Origin of the sequence: Paenibacillus sp. ACRSA (genome assembly GCF_022346845.1) — a bacterium.
Classification (GTDB): Bacteria; Bacillota; Bacilli; order Paenibacillales; family Paenibacillaceae; genus Paenibacillus.
The window spans coordinates 15,448-40,569 of the sequence record NZ_JAKRNP010000001.1 but is presented as its reverse complement, the minus strand read 5'-3'; the positions used below and the strand labels follow the sequence as shown (position 1 = coordinate 40,569).

The window sequence follows — 25,122 nt, the reverse complement described above, 5'->3', positions numbered from 1 at the left end:
GGGAATATGGATATTGCAGCATTGTCTGTAGTCATGAGTCAAGCATCGGTTAAACAATCCGCAGGCTTGCAAGTGATGTCGATGTCTAAAGATATGGTGCAACAGCAAGGTCAGCAGATGACTGAGATGTTGAAATCAGCAGCTCCACATCCCAATCTGGGAGGAACATTGGATATCTCCGTATAAACGATACTCCAGTGTATGGTTTACTCCATTTATCAACCTGCAGCAAGCAAGCCCAAACAGCTCCAATTCGTGTGAATTGAGGCCGTTTGGGTTGTTTTTCATTTTAATTATAAGATTAAACGGTAAATTTGAGTATTAAATCTAGCGAGTTTTCAGACACGATTTAAGCAGTCTGAACAAAGAAAATTCCTGCTAGTGGAGCTTCGGTTGACGAGTTATCTTTGCGCAACAACAAGTAGCCATTGGCATCGGTAAGACCTAATATATCTTGATAAGGTGCAGGGAAATCACCCGAATAAATCTGACATACGATACCGTATTGGTCTAATAGATGTATAATTCCGTGCAACCCATTCGGTGGACTAGCGGTGAGAAATGAGAATGCAGGAAAATCATGCTCGCCTAGTTCAACTTCCGAGAAAGTGACTCCGCACAACGGTATGCATGAATTAGGGCTGGCGGACATTATAGAGGAGTGGGTTACTGAGACATATGTATAGCCTCCCAATATGTTTTCATTCCACTCCAGCTCATCACCTGTATATGTTACTTGATCTAGAAAATAATCCGTTGCCGAATAGGTGGAGAATACCGAGATGAACGTATCTGCTGGCAAAGAGGCAGTAGGTACATGCTTGGCAAGTTGATTACAATCGATCGAAAAGAGATGAATTAAAGGGTCACCCTCTGGATTAAGGGGCCACTCTTGGACGTATGCTTTGTCACCGCCAATCCATATTCCTGAATCTTCATTGGCATGATTGAGTTCAAATGTCATTTTTGTGACTTGGTTCATCATCAAGCTCCTTAATTGTGAGTACTGTGGCTTCAATGTCTTGCTTGCAGTGGAAAGTGAATATATCGGTTGGCTTAAGATTTATCTTGGATGGCATATCCGAAGAGCTGCTTCGCATGATTCCAATCGACACCGAGTTTTCCTCTCCAGCCTGCCCATGGCATTTCCATGTCTGAACGGCCGCTGGTATTGTTTAATTGTAACCCCGCAAGGTGAAGATCTTCGACATTTGTCCAATGGTTTGGACTGAGACTCAGCTTCTGATTGGGTAGAATCCCTACCATGGCGAGAGATTGCAGTATGCCACGCCGGATTCCAGGTGTACCTTTGATTAACTTATTCGAGGTGAGACGCTTCTCATATTTGCCCGGAGATTCATCATCGGTTGCCTCATCTAGGCTGATTAGCAGTTGGTTAAAAATGGTGATATCGTCTGCTGTTGGTGTAATCGGTGTATTCTTCAGCAGGTGTATGATTTCATACAGATCCACATAAGCACCACGGCTAGTGCCTCCATAATAATTCCCCAAGTGGATCGCGTAACGAATCCAGGCGATGTTCTCCCAGCCCTTGTCGCTGTGGCTAAACCCGCAGACTTTGCACATGAGAAACTTCTCAGCTTCTTCGTATGTATGAGGAGTGGTATGAATCATCATATGGTAGCTTGCAAGTGCCGAAATGCCCCTCGGATAACTGCCACCTACTCCCGCAATAAAAGCATCGGTAATTGTGCGCCAGGAGAGGCTCTCATTTTGTTGTAGAGCAATCAGCTTGTCTATGATTACATCATGTTCAATCTGTACGATGTCATTCACAATCCAATGATGAACTTGTAATAGTTCTTGTTCTGCAGCAGTCAGTGTATCAACCTGGTACAATGTAACTTCACGTTCGCGGTCGTACACTCCATTAGAGTAATGATATAATTTCTTCAAAGTCCTAAGTAACTTCTTGTCCATAAAATCTCCTCTCAATGAATATTAGGTTAGCGTGCTTATCCATAAGGATGGATTGTATTGTTTCTCTAAATTATATAAGGATAAGACATGAATGGAAATCAGTACAAGGTACTAAAAGAGGTTCTCAAAAAGTCCGTTTCAATTACAAAGGATGGTGGAACATGAGAATTAACAAATACATCAGTGAGACGGGTTACTGCTCACGCAGAGAAACCGATCGCTTGATTGCTGCTGGACGCATCACGATCAATGGAGAAGTCTGTGTAAAGGGTGCTGATGTAGAGACAGGTGATATTGTGCTCATCGATGGACTAGAAATACCTAGGGAAGAACGTGAACGTGTATACATAGCACTGAATAAGCCTATTGGCATTGTATGTACAGCTGCCGATAGCGTTGCGGGCAATATCATTGACTATGTTAATTATCCCTCACGAATTTTTGCTGTCGGTAGACTCGACAAAGCCTCAGAGGGCTTAATTTTATTAACCAATGATGGAGATATCGTTAACAAAATGATGCGCGCTGAGCATAATCACGAGAAGGAGTATATCGTAACCGTCGATGAGCCTCTAACTGAAGAGTTTATCCATGCGATGTCGGCGGGTGTTGAGATTCTAAATGTCGTTACCAAGCCTTGCGAGGTGTATCGTCAGGATGAATTTGTTTTTCGCATCATATTGACACAAGGGCTTAACTTACAGATCCGACGCATGTGCAAAGCACTAGGGTACAGAGTTATGAAGCTGGAACGGGTACGCATTATGAATATTACGTTGGATCATCTGGAAAGAGGGAAATGGAGATATCTGGAACCAGCAGAACTGGACAAACTTCTTTCCCTGTTACAATGATCGATTAGTGGATTTCACAGCTTCACTACTTGAAATGTCCACATGACCTGTACCTCTTTTTTCGGATAAGTAAGATCCAAGCAAGGTTAGCACAACCCCCAGGATGGTGACCCAAGTCATCGCTTCGTCCAGAATGAGTGCAGATGCAACGACTGTAATTACTGGCACAAGATAAATATATATGCTCGTTTTCACGGCACCAAGTATCCGTACAGCTCGGTTCCAAGTGACAAAGCAGAGTGCAGAGGCTCCTATACCCAGAAACAGGATGTTGGCAAGATTGTTCATGTCGGCGAACCGCATGAGCCTAAGATCAAAATCAAACATAAACAAGGTTGGCAGCATGAATACCAAGCCATAGAAGAAGACTTTGCGTGTTGCACCGATGGTATGATAGGGTAAAGCGCCGATTTTGCGCATGAGAACGGAATAGACTGCCCAGACCATAGGGGCGAGAAAGGCGAGAACATCTCCAATCGGATTCAGCTTCAGCACAAAACTACCATTCAGGCTAATGAGTATGATGCCAGATAGTGCAATTGCGAACCCTAGCACAAAGGAGCGATTCAGACGCTCTCCATGAAGGAAAAAGTGTGCAAGTACAGCTGTGAAAAATGGAGCGATGCTCACAATGATCCCTACATTTGATGCAAGTGTGTATGTTAAGGCAATATTTTCGATGAGAAAATAAAGCGTTACCCCGCACAAACCTGCGGCTGCAAATAGCATTTCTTCTCTTAATGAGACCAAGGGTATACGCTTGGAATACAGCAGCAACAAAACAACATACCCGATGACGAAACGAAAGAACAATACCTCCACAGGAGTGAAATCGATCAGCAGGAGTTTGGTAGAGACAAATGTTGTTCCCCAGACCAGTATTGTAAATAGTGCAAGCATATGTCCAGTTGAAAGCTGACGTTCATGTGTCATCATATGCTATCTTTCGCAGCGCTGGCGCTAGCTTCATGATTAAAAATGCGTTTATACTGCCGAGGGGTGAGCCCAATCAGTTTTTTGAAAAAATTCGTAAAGTGGCTCTGGTCACTGAAGCCTGTCCGCATAGCAACTTCAATGGGGAGTGCGCCTTGTTCAAGTAGCTTCTTGGCATGACTAATGCGAATTGTTTCCAGGTAGCGATAGGGCGAAATGCCTTTTTGGGTTGTGAATAAGCGTAACAAATGATATTTGCTCAGACCTGTCATCTCGACAAACTGATCTAGCATAATCGGCTCCATATAATGAGTTTCCAAGTACTCGCAGACACGTCGGATTTCGGTGGTGAGATCCTGTGACGCTACTGGAGGCAGCGCAACTGCATGATCTTTTATCAATTGATCCAATAGCATTAACAAGGCTTCTTCCTTATGGAAATCGGATTGACCTTCCAAGATCATCAAATGTAATTCATGTAATGACGTGCAGAGTTCACTCTGATACAGCACTGGTTCTGTAAACCGAGGAAGGTAGTCATGTCCGGTAATTTCCTGCACATATTTTCTCATCACCTCAGGTTGGATGTTGATGCATCGATAGTCCAAAGTTCTACCATCTATCCCTTCACAGGCATGAGGATCCTGCGGATTGAAAATAATTACATCACCACTGTTCAGCATATATTCTTTGTTATTACAGGCGAGATAACGTTTGCCTTCCTCAATAAAACCAATGACGTAATAGTCATGAAAATGATTCGGGAATTTCTGCATAATACCTTCGAACTGATAGGCTTCCAATTGTAGATCTGTATCATAAACGACGGTTCGCACTTCACGTGTCATATGGTGCACCTTCCTTCTAGTAAGTTATTGATAGTATAAAGGGAGAAGAAGGAATTTTCTTGAATGATATTGCTGTTTGCATTACAATTTGAGCATCTTAGATTGTAAACGATTAACCACTAACATGCTATTCTTGAAGGCAGACAAAGGAGGAAAATAACGTGTTCGAACATTTGGTTATTTTCAAGTTTAACGATCAGACCACACTAGCTAAGCAACAGGAGTTTGTAGATCATTTGTTGGCGCTAAAGGAGAGGATTCCAGGGATTGTTGAATTGACAGCAGGTATTAACCAAACGGAAGAGACAGACCGAATTCAAGGTTATACGATTGGATTAAGAGTAACATTTGAAGATCAGCAGGCATTGCGCGCCTACGGACCACATCCTGATCATCAAGCATTCGTAGCATCCTTGAATGGATGGATTGAGAATGTTATCGTATCAGACTATCCGTTGCCCCTTAAATAATTGACGGGAAGTAAAAGTGAAATTAAAAGGGAAGATCAATTGAATCAGCTACAGCTAGTTTATGGTTTAGACTATGGATTAGCTGTTTTTGTATTGTCGTTTGATAAGTTGGAATCGTTCACTTATTGATAATTGTGATTGGACGATAGTCAGGTTCATCTTTATACTATTTATCAGAGTTAACAGCTCTGTATTTAAGGGATAAGCATGCAATATTGAACTAAATATGCTAAAGTTTCTACAAGAACATGAGTGTCATGTTCACTATCAATGAATTTTCATGCGACTACATAAATGAGCATTGCTTGAGTAGGCAACAATAGTACAACAAGAACCTTGTTTTCAAGGAAAAGGAGTGTAGTGATATCATGCCAACAGCAAAGCTTGCGACAGGCTGGAATTTTGATAATAGTTATGGACGATTGCCACAGACGTTTTATACGAAGCAGGGAGCGGGACCTGTGCAATCCCCTCACTTGATCATTTTTAATGATAAAGTTGCAAGGAAACTTGGTTTAAATACAGAAGAGCTGAACAGTGATGAAGGGGCGGCCATTTTTGCGGGTAACCTCATACCCGAAGGAGCCGAGCCTTTGGCTCAAGCGTATGCGGGTCATCAATTCGGAAATTTCAATATGCTGGGTGATGGACGTGCACTACTCCTAGGTGAACAGATTACTCCAGAAGGGGAACGCGTAGATATTCAATTAAAAGGATCTGGGAGAACGCCATATTCTCGCGGAGGGGATGGACGTGCGGCTGTTGGGCCGATGGCTCGTGAATATATTATTAGTGAAGCCATGCACGCCTTAGGCATTCCTACAACGCGAATTCTCGCTGTTGTTTCAACAGGAGAGGCCATCATTCGTGAAACGGAGCGGCCAGGAGCTATCCTGACCCGTGTGGCTTCCAGTCATCTACGTGTAGGTACATTCCAGTATGCAGCAAGGTGGGGAACCGTAGAGGAATTACGGGCTTTGGCGGATTACACGCTGGAGCGTCACTATTCGCACATTAAGCTAGATGAGCATCGCTACCGCTCTCTGCTTGAGGAAGTAATCAAACGCCAGGCATCGCTGGTGGCTCAGTGGCAACTGGTTGGTTTTATACATGGGGTCATGAACACGGATAATATGACCTTAAGCGGTGAAACGATCGATTATGGGCCATGTGCTTTTATGGATGTATACAAACCTGGGACTGTGTTCAGCTCAATAGATACTCAGGGACGCTATGCGTATGGCAATCAGCCTTACATTGCGGGATGGAACCTAACGCGCTTAGCGGAGTCGCTATTGCCGTTATTACATGAGGATGAGGATCAGGCTGTTCAAATTGCCCAAGATGTCATCTCCCAATACTCTGACTTGTATCATCAAGCGTGGTTGTCTGGCATGAGAGCCAAACTTGGATTGTTTAATGCGGAGTCTGAGGACGAAACATTGGTGAAGGATCTCTTGGAAACGCTGGAGCAGGCCGGAGCAGATTACACCAATACCTTCTTGGCTCTTACTTTCGATAAGACTCCTCATTCTAATCTCGCTGACCTTGCTCAATTCAAGGAGTGGCATACACGCTGGCAGGCAAGGTTGGAGAGACAGCCTCAATCTAGAGAAGAAGTACGACAGCAGATGAGCAATCATAATCCAGCGGTCATTCCACGGAATCATCGAGTGGAGGAAGCATTGGAGCATGCGGAAAATCACGGGGATCTCAGTTTGGTGGAGAAATTAGTTGAGGTGCTGTCGAATCCATTCGACCATTCGATTGAACGTTCAGAGTACACCGAAGTCCCTACCACATGTGACCCATCCTATCGGACATTCTGCGGTACTTAAACCTACATGATAATATGTAACCGTCGTACTATACCACTATACTTAGCGATTATTCGTAAAATTGAAAAAAATTAAGGCTGCCTAAGGGCAGCTTTTTTAATGGAATAGTGTAAGGATGAAGGTTAAAATATATATAGTGAATCAATGTCGAGGGCAAGCCTTGAATAGTGGAAGGCAATCCCGTATTAAATCGGCAACCTATAGGAGTGTGAATATGTCACAGTTGCTGAACAACCAAGAAATTGCAGATGCACTAACTGAATTACTCAAGCGCACATCTTTACCTCCGGATCAGTTAGCGCGTAATATTAATCGTTTATTTGAAGCATTTAAATGGGAGGGTGTGCCTTATGTAGAAGTGGGAAAAACCGCTTACATAGTTACAATCTATGAGCGGGGAATGCCTATGTTGAAGAAGCGATTGAAGCAAACAGACGAAGTTATATACTGGCTACTGGAGGATATTATTTTTACGATTGCGCATGTTGAACTTATGAAACGGCATGGAGTTGACAATGTACATACACATTTGAAGTATACGGAGGCTGTCTATGCAGAACTGAACTCGGATGTTAAGACAGCCTTCCAACAGATTGGCGGAGTCTATCTACATTGGCATGAAAGTGGCAAGAGGCGGGAGCTTGAACAGAGTTAAAGAGCATAACTTTTTATCTACGAGTGTAAAATATGGACGAACGCTGTTTTCGAAGTATCTATGCAAGAAAATTTTCTTGAGAATATTGCTGGTCAGTAACTATAGATTCGCAAAGCATGTAAGGTAGAAGTTACTTGGTCTTGCATTGGCTCAAAGGTTCCGCTATACTGGCTATAATCTAATACATGAACTACGATGATAGAGCGCAGTAGCGGCTTTGTCCCTGTTACAGAAAGTCAGGGGTTGATGGAACCTGATACATACAAGGGCTGCGAATTACACTCTGGAGTATCTTGGGTAATGCCAAGCGGGATGGCGAACGATATTTCGCCAAAAGCGGTACAGACAGGTTTGGTTTCAATGTCTGTGCAAGTTGGGTGGTACCACGGTTAAGAATCGTCCCTATGTCAACAGATGACAAGGAGGCGATTTTTTTGTGTCCAAAAAAGCTGCCCAGATGTGTTTCTTGCTGACTCACGTATCTCATGAGCTGAGGATTATGAAACTGGAGAAGGAGTTGTATTTTCGTGAATATTATTGATGAATTAGAATGGCGCGAAGCGATTAATCAACAGACGGATGAGGAAGGACTGCGTGAGCTAATTGGGTCGAAGTCGGTCTCCTTGTACTGTGGTGTCGATCCTACAGGAGACAGTATGCACATCGGGCATTTGATTCCTTTTATGATGCTCAAGCGTTTCCAGCAGGCAGGACATCGTCCAGTCATTTTGATTGGCGGGGCGACAGGTACGATTGGTGACCCAAGTGGACGTCAGTCCGAGCGTTCTTTGCAGACATTGGAGCAAGTTCAAGATAATGTGAATGCATTGACAGCTCAGTTGAAAAAACTTTTTGTGACCGAAGGCGACAATCAGGTACGCATGGTAAATAACTATGATTGGACACACCAGATCAATGTCATTGAATTTTTGCGTGACTACGGTAAGAACTTTAACCTGAATACGATGCTTGCGAAAGACGTCGTAGCGAGCAGACTTGAAGATGGAATTTCATTCACTGAATTCTCCTACCAGATTCTCCAATCACTCGATTACCTGCACCTGTACAAGAATGAAGACGTACAATTGCAGATCGGCGGCTCTGATCAATGGGGAAACATCACGAGTGGTCTTGATCTCATTCGTAAAAAAGAAGGCTCTGAGGCAAAAGCGTACGGTCTGACGATTCCGCTTATGCTCAAAGCAGACGGCACTAAATTCGGTAAATCAGCAGGTGGTTCAATCTGGCTGGATCCGAACAAAACGACACCATTTGAGTTCTACCAGTTCTGGGCGAACACGGATGATCGTGATGTCGTGAAATACTTGAAATACTTCACGTTCTTGAGTAAAGAGGAGATTGATGCCTTGGCACAAAAGGTGGAGACAGAGCCGCATAAACGTGAAGCACAAAAGGCACTCGCTGAAGAAATGACGAGATTCGTTCATGGTGAGGACATGCTGGAGCAGGCTAAACGGATTACAGCAGCCTTGTTCAGTGGAGATATTCGCTCCTTGACGGCAGATGAGATTGAGCAGGGCTTCAAAGAAATGCCTACCTTTGAAACGGAAGGCGAAGCCAAAAATATCGTTGACTGGTTGGTGGATCTTGGTTTAGAGCCATCGAAACGTCAAGCGCGCGAGGATATTACGAAAGGTGCCATCTCCATGAACGGTGAGAAAGTAACAGAGCTGGAATTTACCGTTTCTGCAGAGCATGCCATCGGTGGAAAGTTCATCATTATCCGTAAAGGGAAGAAGAACTACAGCCTGGTGAAATTGAAGTAAAAAGCGAAAGCAATACAAAACCGCCCCCCTTTGATTAGATCAAAGGAGGGCGGTTTTACTAGTGCTTCAAGCTCAATTAGTGTTGATTTACAATCGCTGTAATCTCTTCATCAAGATCCAGTCGTACATCCTCACGATAAGCTCGAATATTATATTCACTGTTGAGATAACGCAGAATCGCTTCAATCATGTTGGATTCAACCAAAAATTGACTTCGGCCTTGAATCCAAACTTCAGCGGAGTATCCTGTGTCTTCCTCCCAGCTCAATTCAACGTTAACATCAGTTGGTCGTACACCTTTACGTTCTGCCATGTGAAGGCAGATCGCATTCACGATTTCATCCATGCTCAGAACCATAGAGATTAGTACCGTCCGTTTCTGTTACGGTCATCATCACGATCATCACGGCGATTATAACGTCCGTCTGCCGCTGGTTTACGGTTCGTAAGTTTTCTGAAGAGTGTCATTGCAAGCATAACAATCAACATGATTGCAGCAACGTTTACGAGCAATCCGAGGATGTTACCCAGAGCTCCCATACCACCGAACAATCCACCGAACATCATACCAGCCAAACCACCAAGCATCATACCCTTCATGAAACCGCCGCCACCGCCGAAGAATCCACCACCACGGTTCGTTGCAGCTGCGCCTGTACCTGAGTTATTGCTGTTCGATTGACTTACATTGTTATTGGAATCCGATTTCTTAGGAGTATTGCTATAACTTTTCGTACCTGATTTAAAACCGCCGCCACGTCTTGCATCGGCTGAATCTGGGTTAACCACACCAACTGTTGCAAACAGTAATGTAAATGCCATGAATACCATCATAAGATGTTTAATACCGAATTTTTTCTTCATTGTAAAGATCGTAACCCCCCGATTAATGTTGTTGGATTTCTCCATAAAATACAGCCTTACTCAAGTAATACGGTTAACTCGCGGAAACGTTTCAAATTCTTTTTAATTTTCCGAAATGACTGGAATTGGATCCTGAATCGCTGCTTGACCATCTAGTAACTGAGTGACCCAATTACACCATTCAAGGCCGGTTTGAGCGTTCATTAAACCCTTCTGCACGAGAATATAGCTCCCGAACTCTCGACTTCCCACACGTAAATTATCCTGAGGGATGCGAGATTTCAAATCTTCAAAATATCGTATTCGCTCGTTAAACCAGTTTTTACGCTCATTGAGGATGCGTCTCATGCTTCCGTCCTCTGCAATACCGACACACAATATGCGAAGATTGAATTCATCGCGTGTAACGGGTGCAGTAACGGGTGTGATCATCCATCCAAGCAGTTTTTCAATACCTTTGTCCGTGACTGCGTACATTTTTTTGTCCGGTTTGTCAGACTGTTGCACCCAGCGGGAAGATAATAACTCATCGTTTTCCATCTTGGACAGGAGGGGATAGATCTGACTATGCTTAGCCTGCCAGTGAGGCTGAATCTTCAGCATCAGATCATAACCTGACGACTCCTCGCGGGTAAGCAGCCCGAGCAATCCGTAGGAAAGTATGTTCATGCACATGTCTCCTTAATATTAGGGCTGAGCCAGAGAAAACAATACAATTGTAATCTTTGACCGCTTTCATAAAAGTGTACACTGAAACTGTATGGTTTGACAACCTGACAGCTAAACTGCCTTAATTTAGACAAAAAAAGAGTGCGAACCTGGAAGGTTCGCACCCAAAAGCATATGAGAGAGATGTCTACACGCTATACCCATCAGCGACAAGGTCAAGTTTACCCGTATGTGGGTCAATCACCAAGCCGTGGACAGGTGCGTTAGGTGGAAGGAGTGGATGTTTCTTAATCACTTCCACAGTATGTTTTACCCCTTCTTCAACACTGTCAAACCCGCGCAGCCACTTGGTCAGACGGATGCCAGAGTTTTCAAGTGTAGTCAATACTTCCTCTGATACGCCGCGCTCCAGCATATGACCAATCATCGTTTCTGCATGTAGGGAAGCCATACCACATTCCTTATGACCAACAACCACAACTTCATCGGCTCCAAGCTCATAGAGAGCGACAAGCACACTACGCATAACACTACCAAAAGGTTGGGAAATGATCGCGCCTGCATTTTTGATGATCTTTACATCGCCATTTTTTAAATTCATGGCTTTGGGCAGCAATTCAACCAACCGGGTATCCATACAAGTGATGATGACCATTTTTTTGGTTGGAAACTTCCCAGCCGTATACTTTTCGTATTCTTTTGACTCGACAAATGTTTGGTTGTAATCCAGTATCTCTTGAATGTTATTCATATCCATTGCCTCCTGTGATTAAATACGATGAGCACGGCCAATTACATTACGTGTAGCTTGTCCTAACCTAAGCCGTATTGCTTCAATCATTTTTTATGATTACCGTCAGCATCTATCATTATGGCTCCATTTTAAAAGCATAATTCAATTTGCCTCTGTTAAAAGTTGATTATAGCCATTTCAAAAAGTATCATCAATAGGGGGAACTATTAAATTTTAAGAGGTGAGCGTAACAATGGATCAACAAACACTAGAACATCTGGAATCTTTTCGTCTTTTAGTTCGCAAAATCAAAAGTTATCATGAAGCCATTGGATTGCTTCACTGGGATTTGCGCACAGGTGCGCCTAAGAAAGGTGTTCCGACGCGATCCGAAACCCTAGGTATGTTGTCTACCGAAGCTTTCAAGCTGCAAACTTCTTCTGAAATGAAATCATACCTAGATACATTGACCCAGGCTGACGTATTGCAACAGCTTGAGGATCTTGATCGCCGCCAGGTGGAGGATTGCAAGAAGGAATACGATCGTAGTCAGTCCGTTCCTCCTGAAAAAGTTCAGGCCTACACTGTGCTGACGGCTAAATCAGAAACAGCATGGGAAGACGCTAAACATAACAGCGATTTTGCTGGATTTTCTCCATATCTGACTGACATTGTTAAACTCAAACAGGAGTTTATTGATTACTGGGGTGTCAAGGATACACGTTATGATACGTTGCTGGATATGTACGAGCCTGATCTTACAGTAGAGAAGGTCGATGCGGTGTTCGCTCGTCTTAAAGACCGCTTAGTTCCTTTACAGGAGAAGATCAATGCATCGGATCACAAACCTGACACTGCTTTCCTGAACCAGTTGTTTGATACAGAACAACAAGAGAAGTTCAGTCTATTTATTTTGGAACAGATGGGATATGACTTTGAAGCGGGTCGCTTGGACGAGAGTGTTCATCCATTTGCTACAGGTCTTAACCCAGGTGATGTACGGATCACTACGAACTATTTACAGGATGATGTGGCGAGTGCTGTCTTCAGTTCATTGCATGAAGGTGGACATGCCTTGTATGAACAAAATATTGATGACAGCCTGGCAGGCACACTACTTGCAGAAGGAACGTCGATGGGGATTCACGAATCTCAGTCACGCCTTTGGGAGAATATGATTGGCCGCAGCCGTCCGTTCTGGTCGCGCTATTACAAGGATCTGCAGCAACATTTCCCACAGCTTAGCGAAGTTGAGCTGGAGGATTTCTATCGCGCGATTAACCGTGTAGAGAGCTCGTTAATTCGGATTGACGCAGATGAGCTGACTTATAACCTACATATTATTATCCGGTATGAAATTGAGAAAATGCTGTTCAATGAAGGGCTTGCAGTGAAGGATCTACCGGAAACGTGGAATGAAAAGTACAAGGAGTATCTTGGTATTGCACCGCCGAATGATGGTGAAGGAGTGCTTCAGGATGTTCACTGGTCAGGTGGAGATTTCGGTTATTTTGCATCGTATTCTCTCGGCAACATGTATGCTGCACAAATTCTACATACGTTGCGTAAAGAGATGCCCGAATTTGATGCCCATATCGCAGAAGGCAATCTTATTCCAATCAAGGAATGGTTGACGGACAAAATTTATCGTTATGGTAGAACACGTACACCTTCTGAATTAATCATGGCAGTAACAGGAGAAGAATTGAATCCAGATTATTTGGCTGATTATTTGGAAGAGAAATACGCTGAAATATATAAGCTGTAATTTAGAGGCAATAACCATATTTAATCTGAAAGAGCGGGGCGAACGAGCCTCGCTCTTCTTTTGTGTGCAACTTCTTAACCTTTTGCTGGGCTTCTGCATATGGTTAGTAGAGAAACAATGTAAGCCCGAAAAGGAGGGGAATATGATGAAATACACGCCCTGGTTCATTCGAGCGATTGTAATTTTGCTCATTGTCATCGTTGCACTCACCAGCTGTAACCAAGAAAAAAAGGAGTCCAAAATTACAATAGGTGAGGTTACGCGCTCAGTCTTCTATGCACCAGAATATGTCGCTGTGGCTCAAGGTTTTTTTGAAGAACAAGGGCTTGAGGTGGATATTCAAACGACAGCTGGCGGTGATAAAACGATGGCGGCATTGCTTGCTGGCTCTGTTGACATCGCCTTGGTGGGAGCAGAAACGTCCATCTATGTGTATCAGCAGGGAGCTGAGGATCGAGTCATTAACTTTGCACAGCTTACCCAGACCGACGGAACGTTTCTCTTTGCTCGGAATACAGAGGATACCTTTGACTGGGATCAATTAAGACAGAGCATATTCTTGGGACAAAGAAAAGGCGGTATGCCGCAAATGGCAGGAGAGTTTGCATTAAGCAAACATGGAATCAATGCACATCAGGATCTCGAACTGATACAAAATGTGGATTTTGCTAATATCGCGTCTGCCTTTGCATCGGGTACGGGAGATTATGTGCAGCTGTTTGAACCACAGGCATCTATCTTTGAACAAGAGGGACGCGGAAAAGTCGTAGCATCATTCGGAACGGAGAGTGGGAAGCTGCCCTACACCGTGTTCATGACCAAACAAAGCTTTATTAATGATAATCAAGAAGTGGTCCAGAAGTTTACCAATGGGTTGCACAAAGCACAGCTGTGGGTTGATTCTCATACCGCAGAAGAGATTGCCGAGGTCATTCTTCCATTCTTCAAAGATATTGATCCAGCGATCCTGATCAGCAGTGTGAATCGGTACAAGGAACAAGGTACGTATGCGACTGATCCGATTATTGATGAGAATGAGTGGAACAATCTACTGGATGTGATGAGTGCGGCAGGCGAACTGAAGCAACGTGTTGATGCAGAAGTGATTGTGGATAATGCGTTTGCAGAACAAGCTGCGGCGTCGAAGTAAGAAGGTGTTCAGGAAAGGAAGTGATCGTTAATGCCTGAATCCGAAACGGTAATCCGATTGGAAGGGATCTCGCAAGTGTATGTTAGTGAACGTGAAGCTTCCTTGGTGATTGAAAATCTAAGCCTTCATGTGAATCAAGGAGAATTTGTCAGTTTAGTCGGCCCAAGTGGATGTGGCAAAACGACCTTACTGTCGATCATCGCGGGGCTACTTACGCCGACAGCAGGCGAGGTTAGCGTCAAAGGAAGACTGGTTGAAGGCCCGTCTTCCCAAGTCGGTTATATGCTGCAACAGGACTATCTGTTCCCCTGGAGAACTATTTTGGACAATGCACTGATTGGACTTGAGCTTACAGGCAGACTCGACGACCGAAGTCGAATTCGAACGCGTGAACTGCTGGCAGACATGGGGCTTGCGGGAACGGAGAATCAGTACCCTTCCGAATTGTCTGGTGGCATGCGGCAGAGAGTTGCTCTTATACGCACACTTGCGACTGACCCAGGATTATTGCTGTTGGATGAACCGTTCTCAGCGCTGGATTACCAGACCAAGCTGCAGTTGGAAGATCTGGTATCTGATATTTTGAAGGACTCAGGGAAGACGGCAGTGCTTGTAACCCATGATCTATCGGAAGCTATTGCTGTAAGTGATCGAATTATTGTGCTTGATCGCAATCCGGGTCGCATACGTAAGGAATTTGTTGTTCCAGCATCGATACGGGAGGCTCAGCCTTTTTTTGCTCGGGAGCAGGAAGGATTCAACGAACTTTTTCAAGCTTTATGGAGTGAGCTTGAACAGTCCGGAGGAGGTGAGAATATCGAGTGAATCAGGCAAAACGAAAGCAGGAAAACCGCGAGGTCTGGATGAAAGAGTTATATCAAAACCACATCCAGCAGGTAGCGAGATGGCGTCGTCAGGTGCTTGCGGTACAGTTATCCCTGCTGGTAGGTATGTTTCTCTTATGGGAACTTGCTGGAAGGATGCGTTGGATTGATGTATTGCTGTTTAGTTATCCGAGTAAAATATTCAGTCAAATCGGCAAGGATGTTGCGAGTGGGGAAATTTGGGTGCATGTTGGGGTTACTGTAGGGGAGACAGCAGTCGGTTTTTTGCTGGGGACACTCGTGGGAACATTACTTGCTGTCCTGATCTGGTGGTCTCCTTTTCTCTGCAAGGTGCTTGATCCGTATATGGTTGTGTTCAACAGTATGCCGAAGGTAGCGCTGGGTCCGATTTTTATTGTGATGTTTGGTGCTGGCTTTACAGCCATCGTAATGACGACGTTATCTATTACAGTCATTATTACGACGCTTGTCGTGTACAACAGTTTTAATGAGGTGGATCGCAATTATATTAAAGTGATTCGCACATTTGGTGGGGATCGCACTGAAATTTTTACCAAAGTTGTTCTGCCTGCGTCGTTTCCTGCCATCGTGTCTACGCTCAAAGTGAATGTTGGCATGGCATGGGTTGGTGTAATCGTAGGTGAATTTTTGGTTGCAAAACAGGGTCTAGGTTATCTGATTATCTATGGATTCCAGGTGTTTAATTTCACGTTAGTACTCTCCAGCTTATTAATTATTGCTGTTGTCGCCACTGGGATGTACCAACTGGTGGTATACGTTGAACGTAAATTAATTGCAGGCCGTAGATCATTATAGTGACGTTGAAAAAGATTTTTTGGACTTTGAAATGATATGTATACAATTTCACAAGAGGTGTCACGTTGCCCGAACAGACAAAATCAAGTACCATACAATTACGATATTCCGCGCAGTCCGGAATACAGATGACGATTGAAATAGAGAGCCTGATGGTTCCGTCGCATGGATTAGCCAGCGTCCTCTTGGGGGCGCATTGTTATGACCGGCATGCCTGTGCATGTCGGTTGATGTCGTTTGTCATTTCAATCATAACCGTATCATGCATCATTCCTTGTTTTTATTTTGGGAGATCAATGGATTGTTGCAAGTTGTGTAATACTAGCATTATCGTTTGTATCGTTATGTATGCCATCGGTGGGATCTGTTGTATCAGAGGATTGAACGCGTACCAGCGGACAAGCGTGCAAAGCGTTGAATTCCGGAGGGAGACGAGCTGGCTATGAATTTTTTTCAGCTTAGAGGAGATGGAATGTTAAATGGGCTTTAGGGTAATAAAAACCGCAATCGCAGCACTAATGGCTGTACTGATTGCGGACTGGTGCGGACTACCTGGTCCGACATCGGCAGGATTGCTTGCCATCCTAGGTGTGGATGTAACCAGAAAAAAAAGTATCCGCACAATATCAGCGCGTTTCTTCGCGTCAGTCGTGGGACTACTGTTCGCCAGTGTACTTTTTCATTTTCTCGGTTTTCATTATTGGGTGTTGGCGGTATACATATTAATTGCATTTCCGGTCATTGTTCGAGCCGGATTCAAAGAAGGCATTGTGACAGGGTCTGTCGTGGTGTTCCGTGTATTCAGCGGTGGAGAAATGGATGTACACATTATCTTGGTGCAAGTCGCGCTGCTATTAATTGGTCTGGGTTCTGCCATGATTGTTAATCTGGCTTATATGCCTGCTGCAGACCCACAGATGTTACGTGTTCGTAAAAGAATCGATGAACTGTTCTCAGTCATTTTCAAAGAATTTGCAGCTACACTTCGTAATCCGAATGAAGTATGGGCAGGTAAAGAGCTTATTGAAGCAGATAAAGCCGTTCTCGGTGGTATTGAAGCTGCGAAGCGCTCACTCGAAAATCAAGTGATCCATCCTAATGAGGAATGGAGCGTATACTTCTATATGCGGAAAACGCAGCTGGATTCGATCCAGCATATGATGCATCTAGTATCTCAGATATATCAGAAGATGCCTCATGCCGAGATGGTCTCAGAGCTGTTCGATCAGCTGAGTCAGGATGTGCTGACAGAGTCATACACTGGACGAACCGAAAAACTTCTTGCAGATGTGCAAGAAGAATTCAGACGTATGGAGCTGCCAGATACAAGGGAAGAATTCGAGATTCGTTCTGCAATTCTCCAGCTATGCCGCGAACTCGCGCTGTATCTTAAGATCGCGAAGAAGGACAAAGCGCCGTCACCGATTTCGGATCGTTCTCAATCTACAAATGAATAATAGAAAATAGTTGTCACCCTAGACGGATGCCCTGCATACACTTGTAGTGAATGATTGTATGGAGGAGGTTTAAAGATGTCATTGAGTCATAAACATCAATGTAGAGAGATCATCACGAAGGCGATCTGCGGCAAAGGTCGTAAGTTCTCTACCGTAACACATACCGTGACTCCGCCAAATGGTCCGACCAGTATTTTGGGGGCTTGGATTATCAACCACCAATATGAAGCCGTATCAGCGGGAGATGGGATTGAAGTTATTGGTACTTACGATATCAACATTTGGTATTCCTATGACAAAAACTCGCAGACGGATGTAGCCAAAGAAACGGTGTCGTATGTAGAACATGTGCCTCTGTCTTACCTGGATCCTAAGCACCGGGCTTCCACGGTAGAGGTATCTGCGGAATCAACGCAGGAACCAAGTTGTGTGGAAGCCACAGTATCAGCAGGTGGAGGCAGCGTAATTATCCGGGTGGAACGGGAATTCGCTGTTGAGCTAATCGCTGAAACTAAGGTTTGTGTGAAAGTTTGCACGGATGGTTGTGGAGATTATGAGGATAAGGACTACGACTACGGCAGCAGCGATGGAGATTATGATGATCTCGATCCCGATCTGCTGGACGATGAGCTGTAAGTTCATCGTGCCTGTTGTTCAACTTTAAGAGGTAGTTCAAAAAGTCCGCTTTTGATTACGAAGGATGCCTGGCGGCATCTCAGCTTCGAATATGGGGTTCAGCCGAAATGTCCGTTGCTCACGTAGCCTGATCTACGCTCCGCTACTCCATTTCTAGCTTCACCCCATCTTCTCGGTACTGAAAACCGACCTTTTGAACATTCGCTTTAAGGTATCATATGCGCCGGAAGCGGCAACGAAGAGGGCGTAAGCCCTCTTTTTTTTATTTTATTATGGATGGCAGAATGAGTCTGGCCATGTGAAGTAAATGTTGAATGAAAGTGTACTATTCGGCGCGATTGAAATTTTTATAAAACCAGTTGAAGGGAGGGTACAGGATGAATGTAATGGAGGAAGCGGAGGAGGCTGTAAGGCGATACCAAGGGATGCTCTCTGGTGAACGAATTAGGCGGCTGGAACAAGTAGGCGTTGAAGTAGCTTCGTCACAAGAAAAGCTTAGGCTTAAGTCTGGACTACGCGTTCGTTATGAGGTGGAGGTATGTTGTCTTCAGGCTATTAAAATCAAACGAAGAGATACAAGTGGTATGAACAGTACGCAGGAAAGTATGCTAGATCGTGATGCAACATCAACGCTGTTCAAACGGATCGAAAGATTAGCAGTCAAAACATTGTATACGCTTGGATTAGATCATGGCTCTGTAAGGCTCGAGGCCTCAGGTAAGACTGGTTGTGCGGTAATCTCGATTGATCCCCGTCCATGGAGAGGAATGACGGATCTGACAACGCTGTACCGTGCAGGTTGGAACGAGCTTCAGACAGCGCTGGATGAAGAACGTCGTCATCAGGTCGTTCCGGTGCTCGGGATGGATCCTGAATTCCTGCTTGTACAGATGCCAGAATCCAAAATCGTTCCTGCCTCCCGATTTCTAGAGCGCTCAGGGCTTGCTGGGTGTGATTCGGTGACAATCGGTGGTCGACGGATCTATCCTGTTGCTGAGCTGCGACCATCTCCAAGCGCAGAGCCACGTGAACTGCTGACCCATTTACTTCGAGCCTTTAATCTAGCCTCGCGCAGCATAACGGATCACTCGTTGATATGGCAGGCAGGAGGAATGCCACAGCGAGGTCTGCCACTTGGCGGGCATATCCACTTCAGCGGGGTTACGCTAAGCGGGCAGTTGTTACGCGCTTTGGATAATTACTTAGCGCTGCCACTTGCTTTTTTACAGGATCCTCGGGGAGATGGGCGGCGACCACGCTACGGAGTTCTTGGGGATTTTCGCGTAAAGTCCTATGGTGGATTTGAGTATCGCACACTTCCAAGCTTCTTGGTGTCTCCATTAGTTGCCAAAGGGGTCGTTGCGCTAGCCCGTCTCATCTCAGGTAACTTTTTGAATCTACGTCAGCGCCCCTTGGCACAAGCTCATGTTCACACGGCTTTTTACGAGGGAGACCGGGATGTGATGCAGAGGTATATTCCTACGCTTCTGGATGACCTGACAAGGCTATCCGGATACGAAAAGGTAGACCGATACGCAGCGCCCCTCATTCGTCAGTTGAGAGAAGGCAACACATGGGATGAGAGTCGTGATATACGCAAACTCTGGAATATTCGAGCAAGTCATGAAGAATGAATACTTTTTTGTTATAATAAGATTCGATCAGGTTTGGATATAGCTACGGAAGATAGGCAGGCAAGCAACCTGCAGGGAAATGGCGCAAGCCATAACACGAGGCGGAGGCATGATTAGGTGCTTTACCGCCTTATTGTTCCTTATAAAGGTCGTTCAAAAATGCACCAAAAGAACACGTTGTAAGGATCGATGCCACCCTGACAGTAAAAGCAAACGGATGGAGGATATTCATGGCTCAGTATACGCCAATGATTCAACAATACTTGCAAGTTAAAGCTGAAGCACAGGATGCTTTTCTTTTTTTTAGATTAGGTGATTTCTATGAAATGTTCTTCGATGATGCAGTTAATGCAGCTCGTGAGCTTGAAATAACATTAACCGCGCGAAATGGGGGTGCGGAAGATAAAATCCCGATGTGTGGTGTGCCTTATCATTCGGCTGACAATTACATACAGCGTTTGATTGAAAAAGGATATAAAGTAGCGATCTGTGAACAAATGGAAGATCCAACCGTAACAAAAGGAATGGTTCGCCGTGAGATTGTGCGTGTCATTACTCCTGGTACAGTTATGGAAGGTAAAACCCTCGGAGACAAATCGAATAACTATATGGTGTGTTTAACGGGAAATGCCAATACACTGGCTCTGGCGGCGTGTGACTTGTCCACAGGAGAGTTGTATGTCACATCTGTTCCGTACTCTGCAGAGTGGCTTAAGGACGAGATCGGTATCTATGAACCATCGGAATTTGTGGGGGATGCTGCCTTGCTCGATGTCGTTGCAGCCCAATCGTCACCGATCGGTCGTCCGGTGGTATATACGCCATGGGTGAAGAGCAAGGGAGATCTAGTGCGTCATCAATTCGGTGAGGCGGTATGGGCACGGCTGGAGCCAGAGCGTCAAGAATGTATTGCACGTCTCTTCTCTTATCTAAGTGAAACGCAGAAGCGTTCTCTTGGTCAGCTTACTCAAATCTCGACGTATGAGCCAGAGCATTACATGATCCTCGATCCGTTCACTAGACGTAATCTGGAGCTGGTTGAAACGGTAAGGGAACGGTCCAAAAAAGGTTCCTTGCTGTGGCTATTAGATCGAACGGAAACGTCGATGGGTGCACGTATGTTACGGAGATGGGTTGATAAGCCCTTGCTGCAAAAAGGCAAAATTAATGAGCGTCTTGAAGCGGTTGATACGCTATACAATCAGTTTATTTTACGTGAAGACCTTCGTGCGGAGCTTAAGGATATCTATGATCTAGAGCGTCTAGTGGGGCGAATTGCATTTGGCAATGCCAACGGACGAGATCTGAATGCACTGAAGCAATCGCTGTACAAAGTACCGCGCTTGCGCCAGCACTGTGCAGATTCACCGTCTGTTACTCTTCAACAAATTGCACAGGTGATGGACGATTGTGAGGATCTGCGTGATATCATCGGGCAAGCAATTGAGGATGAGCCACCCGTATCCGTACGAGACGGTGGATTAATTAGAGCAGGTTATCATGAACGGCTGGACGAGCTACGAGAAGCTTCTGTGAATGGCAAGCAATGGATTGCGGAATTGGAAGCGAGAGAGCGTGAGGCTACTGGCATTCGTTCTCTTAAGATCGGATATAACAAGGTATTTGGCTATTATATTGAGATTACCAAATCGAATCTGGCTGCTCTTCCAGAAGGACGTTATGAGCGGAAGCAGACCCTTGCTAATGCGGAGCGTTATATCACACCAGAATTGAAAGAGAAAGAAACCTTAATCCTCGAAGCACAGGATAAGATGGTTGATATTGAGTATGCTCTATTTACGGAACTTCGGGACAAGCTGAATTTAGAAATTGCCAGATTGCAGAAGCTAGCTGAACAGGTCGCAGAGATTGATGTGTATCAATCGTTCGCAGCGATCAGTGCTGAACGTAGTTTCGTTAAGCCTACAATCACGGATGGATACAATCTTGTTGTTGAGCAAGGACGACATCCGGTGGTTGAGGCTGTTATGCGAGATGGGGCGTTTATCGCCAACCAAACTGCAATGAAGAAGGATGAGGCTCGGATTCTGTTGATCACCGGCCCCAATATGGCTGGTAAGAGTACGTATATGAGACAGGTAGCACTCATATCAATTCTAGCGCAGATTGGTTGCTTCGTTCCTGCTGGACAGGCAGAAGTACCGATTATGGATCGGATTTTCACTCGAATTGGTGCTGCTGATGATCTGATCGGTGGTCAGAGTACGTTCATGGTGGAAATGGCTGATATTCAGGTTATGACCGAAAAAGCTACACCGCGGAGTTTGATTATTATTGACGAGTTGGGACGAGGCACATCCACGAGCGAAGGTATGGCCATTGCCCAATCCGTTATTGAATATGTACATGACGTGATTGGATGTAAGGCACTTGTGTCAACACACTTCCATGAACTTGCTCATCTGGAGGAGAGCTTAGACAAGCTGGCGAACTACTCCATGGCTGTTCAAGAAAGTGGCGACAAAGTCAATTTCCTGCGTAAACTCATTGCTGGTGCCGCAAGCAGCAGCTACGGAATCTATTGTGCACGTTTGGCAGGATTGCCGGATAGCATTATCGAGCGAGCCAATGGACTGCTGCATGGGTTTGAGCATGCTGCCGCCCAGGTGGCCGTAGGGAGTGAGACTGTAGTCAAGCTCATTGAGCGTGAGGTCTTCTCCAGGGAGGACACAGCACGGATCGATACTACTTCGATCATCCGTGAGGAAAACGTATCTTTGGAGCCAAACGAACCTATCGAGCAGTCTAATCAACGAGCTGAGCAGGAGATCAGAAAAGGCAATAAGGGGCAATCTAGTCATAAGTCTCCTGAGGTTGTACAACTGTCTATTTTCGGGGATGAAGAGCCGAGTACAGCTCAGGCTCCAGTCGTTCCGGAGATGGATCAATCGACGAAAGAATTCATTCACCATATGAAAGACATTGATGTGATGAATATGACGCCACTTCAGGCAATGCAAGTATTGAACGAGCTCAAATTAAAGGCGCAGCAGTTATCCTGAGAATACGGGAGGGGAGAAACCTGTGGCGAAAATACATGTACTGGATGAACATATTGCCAACCAGATAGCAGCAGGTGAGGTTGTTGAGCGCCCTGCATCCGTGGTAAAAGAGTTACTGGAAAATGCGGTGGATGCTGGAGCTACCAGAATTGAGGTTGCAGTAGAGGAAGGTGGACTTCTCAGCATCCGCGTCAAGGATAATGGCTCAGGCATAGAACCTGATGATCTAGAGACTGCCTTTTACCGTCATGCTACAAGCAAAATCACCCATGGGCGTGATCTATTTCAGATTACCAGCCTAGGGTTCCGCGGCGAGGCTTTACCAAGTATAGCGGCAGTTTCTAAGGTTGATGTACTGACAGCCAGTGGGGATGACGGTCGAGGACGTCGCATCATCATTGAGGGTGGTAAGCTTACTTCACATGAGGATGCGACATCACCACAAGGCACGGAATTTATTGTGAAGGAGTTATTTTATAACACACCGGCGCGATTAAAATATATGAAAACCATTCAGACTGAATTGGGGCATATTTCAGACGTGTTATATCGTATGGCGATGTCTCATCCTCATATCTCATTTACACTGCGGCACAATGCCAACGTGTTACTGCAAACGTTAGGTAATGGGGACCTGCTGCAGGTCGTTGCCGCTATTTATGGAACGAGTGCAGCCAAGGCAATGTTGCCGATTGAAGGAGAGAATCTAGACTATCGCGTGAGTGGATTAATCAGTCTGCCGGAGTGGACTCGTGCTAATCGTGGTGGGATGTCAACAATAGTGAATGGTCGCTTTATTCGAAATTATGGTCTCAATCAGGCGATTCTTAAGGCGTACCATACCTTACTACCCATTAATCGTTTCCCACTCGTCGTTATTCAACTTGAGATGCATCCATCACTAGTGGATGTGAACGTGCATCCAGCCAAGCTTGAGGTACGCTTCAGTAAAGAAGCCGAGTTATACGAATTTGTGGAAGCGACGGTGCGAGGTATATTACGACAGGAAGTTCTTATTCCCCAGGTCAAGAAGCAACAGATCAGACGTGGGGATGATAGCTCTTTTATTCAGGAACAGTTCCTTTTTCCAAGAGGGCCGGTTAAGGAATATGGAGACTCTGAAGGGCATAATGGGCAAGCAACCGCAGGAGATGCACCAGAAAACGAATTGAAGCATGGATCAGGAAAAGGATCGGAGATTATTTCAAAGCATATCTCGGGGTCAATCCTTCCTTCAGAAGAGGATGATCTAGATGCTCCTGCTGATGTTCAACCTGGCGAGGTTGCTGAACTTGTCAACCAGTTGGCACCATTGCCTGAGGCACCACCTGAACATGAAGCTTCATATGATCCATATGCTTCATTAAGTCCGAAACGTGCTGTGCTGGAGCAAGACAGCGAAAAGGACAAACGAGACAATGCTTCTAGTTCACAACCGTTACAAAATGATAAATTATCTGTGAATCAACATCGCTCTACAGATTATTCTGTTAGAGAATCACGTTCATCCTACAGTCCGAGTAACGCTGCAAAGGGAGAACGGAGCTGGAAGGGCTCCAGTCTGCCGGATACGGCGAAACTGGCCTCTGCGATTCAATCCAATGCGTCGATGCCTGCATTCCCCGATCTTAGTCTGATTGGGCAGCATCATGGCACGTATCTCATTGCGCAGAACGAAGATGGACTCTATCTGATCGATCAACACGCTGCACATGAACGAGTGAATTACGAGTATTATTATGAGAAATTTGGAAATCCAGCAACAGCTTCACAGGAGTTGTTGTTACCAATAACGCTGGAGTTTACGCCATCGGAGACGGAAAAGCTGAAAACAAGACTAGCCTGGTTTGAACAGGCAGGTGTTTATTTAGAGCACTTTGGCGGACAGACTTTTCGAGTGCGCTCGCATCCGTTTTGGTTTCCTAAAGGGGATGAAAAGGACATCATTGAGGAAATGTCTGAATGGGTACTTAGTGAGCGAAGCATTGATGTGGCTAAAATGAGAGAAGCTGCTTCAATTATGTGTTCGTGTAAGGCTTCCATTAAGGCGAATCAAAAGCTGACCAATCAGGAAGCGGAAGTCTTGATTCAGCGGTTGGGTTCGTGCAGGCAACCGTACACGTGTCCACATGGTAGACCGATTGTGGTTTCATTTTCAACCTATGATCTGGAAAAACTATTCAAACGGGTGATGTAATCAT

The 25,122-nt window shown here is 45.0% G+C and carries 23 protein-coding genes and 1 other annotated feature; of the genes, 15 read left to right on the top strand and 8 right to left on the bottom strand.

The features are described from left to right. Positions 1-6: 6 nt before the first annotated feature. Positions 7-186, top strand: coding sequence for a YjfB family protein (locus tag MH215_RS00190; RefSeq protein ID WP_239286990.1), 180 nt, complete (start codon positions 7-9; stop codon positions 184-186). 163 nt (positions 187-349) lie between these two features. Here MH215_RS00190 and MH215_RS00185 read toward each other — a convergent pair whose 3' ends face one another. Together MH215_RS00185 and MH215_RS00180 are read right to left on the bottom strand one after the other, a co-directional pair. After that, positions 350-985 (bottom strand): YwqG family protein, encoded by a 636-nt coding sequence (locus MH215_RS00185; protein ID WP_239286989.1) that lies wholly within the window; start codon positions 983-985, stop codon positions 350-352. A gap of 71 nt (positions 986-1,056) precedes the next feature. After that, positions 1,057-1,941 carry a hypothetical protein gene (locus MH215_RS00180; protein WP_239286988.1) on the bottom strand — a complete coding sequence of 295 codons (885 nt, stop codon included), beginning with the start codon at positions 1,939-1,941 and terminating at the stop codon, positions 1,057-1,059. Positions 1,942-2,102: 161 nt separating this feature from the next. On the opposite strand from MH215_RS00180, the gene MH215_RS00175 reads away from it, so the two are divergent. Continuing rightward, on the top strand, positions 2,103-2,795 hold the full coding sequence (locus MH215_RS00175; RefSeq protein WP_239286987.1) for a pseudouridine synthase: 693 nt from the start codon (positions 2,103-2,105) through the stop codon (positions 2,793-2,795). Here the strand turns inward: MH215_RS00175 and MH215_RS00170 are convergent. Then, a complete protein-coding gene (locus tag MH215_RS00170) occupies positions 2,787-3,728 on the bottom strand; it encodes a DMT family transporter (RefSeq protein WP_239288625.1) in 942 nt (313 codons plus the stop codon). The genes MH215_RS00175 and MH215_RS00170 overlap by 9 nt on opposite strands. Further along, complete coding sequence (locus tag MH215_RS00165) at positions 3,728-4,576, bottom strand: AraC family ligand binding domain-containing protein (RefSeq protein WP_239286986.1); 849 nt, start codon at positions 4,574-4,576, stop codon at positions 3,728-3,730. Before MH215_RS00165 ends, MH215_RS00170 begins: the two co-directional genes overlap by 1 nt. 161 nt (positions 4,577-4,737) lie before the next feature. Between MH215_RS00165 and MH215_RS00160 the strand changes: the two genes are divergently transcribed. From MH215_RS00160 to tyrS, 4 genes are all read left to right on the top strand, one after another. Beyond that, entirely contained in the window at positions 4,738-5,046 is a 309-nt protein-coding gene (locus MH215_RS00160; protein WP_239286985.1) for a Dabb family protein, read from the top strand. A 368-nt stretch (positions 5,047-5,414) separates the two neighbouring features. Next, the gene (locus MH215_RS00155) at positions 5,415-6,884 is read left to right on the top strand and encodes a protein adenylyltransferase SelO (protein ID WP_239286984.1); all 1,470 of its coding nucleotides are present in this window, start codon (positions 5,415-5,417) and stop codon (positions 6,882-6,884) included. Positions 6,885-7,098: 214 nt separating this feature from the next. Then, positions 7,099-7,539, top strand: coding sequence for an Imm63 family immunity protein (locus MH215_RS00150; protein ID WP_239286983.1), 441 nt, complete (start codon positions 7,099-7,101; stop codon positions 7,537-7,539). Between the two features lie 186 nt (positions 7,540-7,725). Then, positions 7,726-7,946, top strand: a binding site (T-box leader). A 120-nt stretch (positions 7,947-8,066) separates the two neighbouring features. After that, positions 8,067-9,326, top strand: a complete 1,260-nt coding sequence (gene tyrS / locus MH215_RS00145) for a tyrosine--tRNA ligase (protein ID WP_056689891.1) — start codon at positions 8,067-8,069, stop codon at positions 9,324-9,326. Between the two features lie 76 nt (positions 9,327-9,402). Here tyrS and MH215_RS00140 read toward each other — a convergent pair whose 3' ends face one another. The 4 genes from MH215_RS00140 to MH215_RS00125 all read right to left on the bottom strand — a co-directional run bounded on the left by MH215_RS00140 (position 9,403) and on the right by MH215_RS00125 (position 11,610). Further along, a complete protein-coding gene (locus MH215_RS00140) occupies positions 9,403-9,684 on the bottom strand; it encodes a YxcD family protein (protein ID WP_056689894.1) in 282 nt (93 codons plus the stop codon). Between the two features lie 5 nt (positions 9,685-9,689). Continuing rightward, complete coding sequence (locus MH215_RS00135; RefSeq protein ID WP_239288623.1) at positions 9,690-10,190, bottom strand: hypothetical protein; 501 nt, start codon at positions 10,188-10,190, stop codon at positions 9,690-9,692. 102 nt (positions 10,191-10,292) lie between these two features. After that, a complete protein-coding gene (locus MH215_RS00130) occupies positions 10,293-10,859 on the bottom strand; it encodes a PadR family transcriptional regulator (protein ID WP_056689898.1) in 567 nt (188 codons plus the stop codon). 187 nt (positions 10,860-11,046) lie between these two features. Further along, the gene (locus MH215_RS00125) at positions 11,047-11,610 is read right to left on the bottom strand and encodes a beta-class carbonic anhydrase (RefSeq protein WP_239286982.1); all 564 of its coding nucleotides are present in this window, start codon (positions 11,608-11,610) and stop codon (positions 11,047-11,049) included. Positions 11,611-11,845: 235 nt separating this feature from the next. Between MH215_RS00125 and MH215_RS00120 the strand changes: the two genes are divergently transcribed. The 9 genes from MH215_RS00120 (at position 11,846) to mutL (ending at position 25,118) form a co-directional block, all read left to right on the top strand. After that, complete coding sequence (locus MH215_RS00120) at positions 11,846-13,360, top strand: carboxypeptidase M32 (protein ID WP_239286981.1); 1,515 nt, start codon at positions 11,846-11,848, stop codon at positions 13,358-13,360. A gap of 145 nt (positions 13,361-13,505) precedes the next feature. Further along, positions 13,506-14,510 (top strand): ABC transporter substrate-binding protein, encoded by a 1,005-nt coding sequence (locus MH215_RS00115; RefSeq protein WP_239288621.1) that lies wholly within the window; start codon positions 13,506-13,508, stop codon positions 14,508-14,510. Positions 14,511-14,540: 30 nt separating this feature from the next. Beyond that, positions 14,541-15,335, top strand: coding sequence for an ABC transporter ATP-binding protein (locus MH215_RS00110; RefSeq protein WP_056689908.1), 795 nt, complete (start codon positions 14,541-14,543; stop codon positions 15,333-15,335). 38 nt (positions 15,336-15,373) lie between these two features. After that, positions 15,374-16,171 carry an ABC transporter permease gene (locus MH215_RS00105; RefSeq protein WP_056692418.1) on the top strand — a complete coding sequence of 266 codons (798 nt, stop codon included), beginning with the start codon at positions 15,374-15,376 and terminating at the stop codon, positions 16,169-16,171. 479 nt (positions 16,172-16,650) lie between these two features. Further along, positions 16,651-17,628 carry an aromatic acid exporter family protein gene (locus MH215_RS00100; protein ID WP_239286980.1) on the top strand — a complete coding sequence of 326 codons (978 nt, stop codon included), beginning with the start codon at positions 16,651-16,653 and terminating at the stop codon, positions 17,626-17,628. A 75-nt stretch (positions 17,629-17,703) separates the two neighbouring features. Beyond that, positions 17,704-18,264 (top strand): outer spore coat protein CotE, encoded by a 561-nt coding sequence (locus MH215_RS00095; RefSeq protein ID WP_056689913.1) that lies wholly within the window; start codon positions 17,704-17,706, stop codon positions 18,262-18,264. Positions 18,265-18,641: 377 nt separating this feature from the next. Further along, a complete protein-coding gene (locus MH215_RS00090; RefSeq protein ID WP_239286979.1) occupies positions 18,642-19,898 on the top strand; it encodes a putative amidoligase domain-containing protein in 1,257 nt (418 codons plus the stop codon). Between the two features lie 230 nt (positions 19,899-20,128). Next, complete coding sequence (mutS, locus tag MH215_RS00085; RefSeq protein WP_239286978.1) at positions 20,129-22,921, top strand: DNA mismatch repair protein MutS; 2,793 nt, start codon at positions 20,129-20,131, stop codon at positions 22,919-22,921. A gap of 22 nt (positions 22,922-22,943) precedes the next feature. After that, the gene (mutL, locus tag MH215_RS00080; RefSeq protein WP_239286977.1) at positions 22,944-25,118 is read left to right on the top strand and encodes a DNA mismatch repair endonuclease MutL; all 2,175 of its coding nucleotides are present in this window, start codon (positions 22,944-22,946) and stop codon (positions 25,116-25,118) included. The last annotated feature ends 4 nt before the right edge of the window (positions 25,119-25,122 follow it).

Bases quoted from the DNA above. Each gene is read 5' to 3' on its own strand.
- MH215_RS00150 (WP_239286983.1), top strand. From the start codon at position 7,099: ATGTCACAGTTGCTGAACAACCAAGAAATTGCAGATGCACTAACTGAA.
- MH215_RS00175 (WP_239286987.1), top strand. From the start codon at position 2,103: ATGAGAATTAACAAATACATCAGTGAGACGGGTTACTGCTCACGCAGA.
- mutS (WP_239286978.1), top strand. From the start codon at position 20,129: ATGGCTCAGTATACGCCAATGATTCAACAATACTTGCAAGTTAAAGCT.
- MH215_RS00165 (WP_239286986.1), bottom strand. From the start codon at position 4,576: ATGACACGTGAAGTGCGAACCGTCGTTTATGATACAGATCTACAATTG.
- MH215_RS00185 (WP_239286989.1), bottom strand. From the start codon at position 985: ATGATGAACCAAGTCACAAAAATGACATTTGAACTCAATCATGCCAAT.
- MH215_RS00135 (WP_239288623.1), bottom strand. From the start codon at position 10,190: ATGAAGAAAAAATTCGGTATTAAACATCTTATGATGGTATTCATGGCA.
- MH215_RS00155 (WP_239286984.1), top strand. From the start codon at position 5,415: ATGCCAACAGCAAAGCTTGCGACAGGCTGGAATTTTGATAATAGTTAT.
- MH215_RS00095 (WP_056689913.1), top strand. From the start codon at position 17,704: ATGTCATTGAGTCATAAACATCAATGTAGAGAGATCATCACGAAGGCG.
- MH215_RS00120 (WP_239286981.1), top strand. From the start codon at position 11,846: ATGGATCAACAAACACTAGAACATCTGGAATCTTTTCGTCTTTTAGTT.
- MH215_RS00190 (WP_239286990.1), top strand. From the start codon at position 7: ATGGATATTGCAGCATTGTCTGTAGTCATGAGTCAAGCATCGGTTAAA.
- MH215_RS00180 (WP_239286988.1), bottom strand. From the start codon at position 1,941: ATGGACAAGAAGTTACTTAGGACTTTGAAGAAATTATATCATTACTCT.
- MH215_RS00110 (WP_056689908.1), top strand. From the start codon at position 14,541: ATGCCTGAATCCGAAACGGTAATCCGATTGGAAGGGATCTCGCAAGTG.
- MH215_RS00105 (WP_056692418.1), top strand. From the start codon at position 15,374: ATGAAAGAGTTATATCAAAACCACATCCAGCAGGTAGCGAGATGGCGT.
- MH215_RS00100 (WP_239286980.1), top strand. From the start codon at position 16,651: ATGGGCTTTAGGGTAATAAAAACCGCAATCGCAGCACTAATGGCTGTA.
- MH215_RS00115 (WP_239288621.1), top strand. From the start codon at position 13,506: ATGAAATACACGCCCTGGTTCATTCGAGCGATTGTAATTTTGCTCATT.
- MH215_RS00130 (WP_056689898.1), bottom strand. From the start codon at position 10,859: ATGAACATACTTTCCTACGGATTGCTCGGGCTGCTTACCCGCGAGGAG.
- MH215_RS00140 (WP_056689894.1), bottom strand. From the start codon at position 9,684: ATGGTTCTGAGCATGGATGAAATCGTGAATGCGATCTGCCTTCACATG.
- MH215_RS00090 (WP_239286979.1), top strand. From the start codon at position 18,642: ATGAATGTAATGGAGGAAGCGGAGGAGGCTGTAAGGCGATACCAAGGG.
- MH215_RS00125 (WP_239286982.1), bottom strand. From the start codon at position 11,610: ATGAATAACATTCAAGAGATACTGGATTACAACCAAACATTTGTCGAG.
- MH215_RS00170 (WP_239288625.1), bottom strand. From the start codon at position 3,728: ATGACACATGAACGTCAGCTTTCAACTGGACATATGCTTGCACTATTT.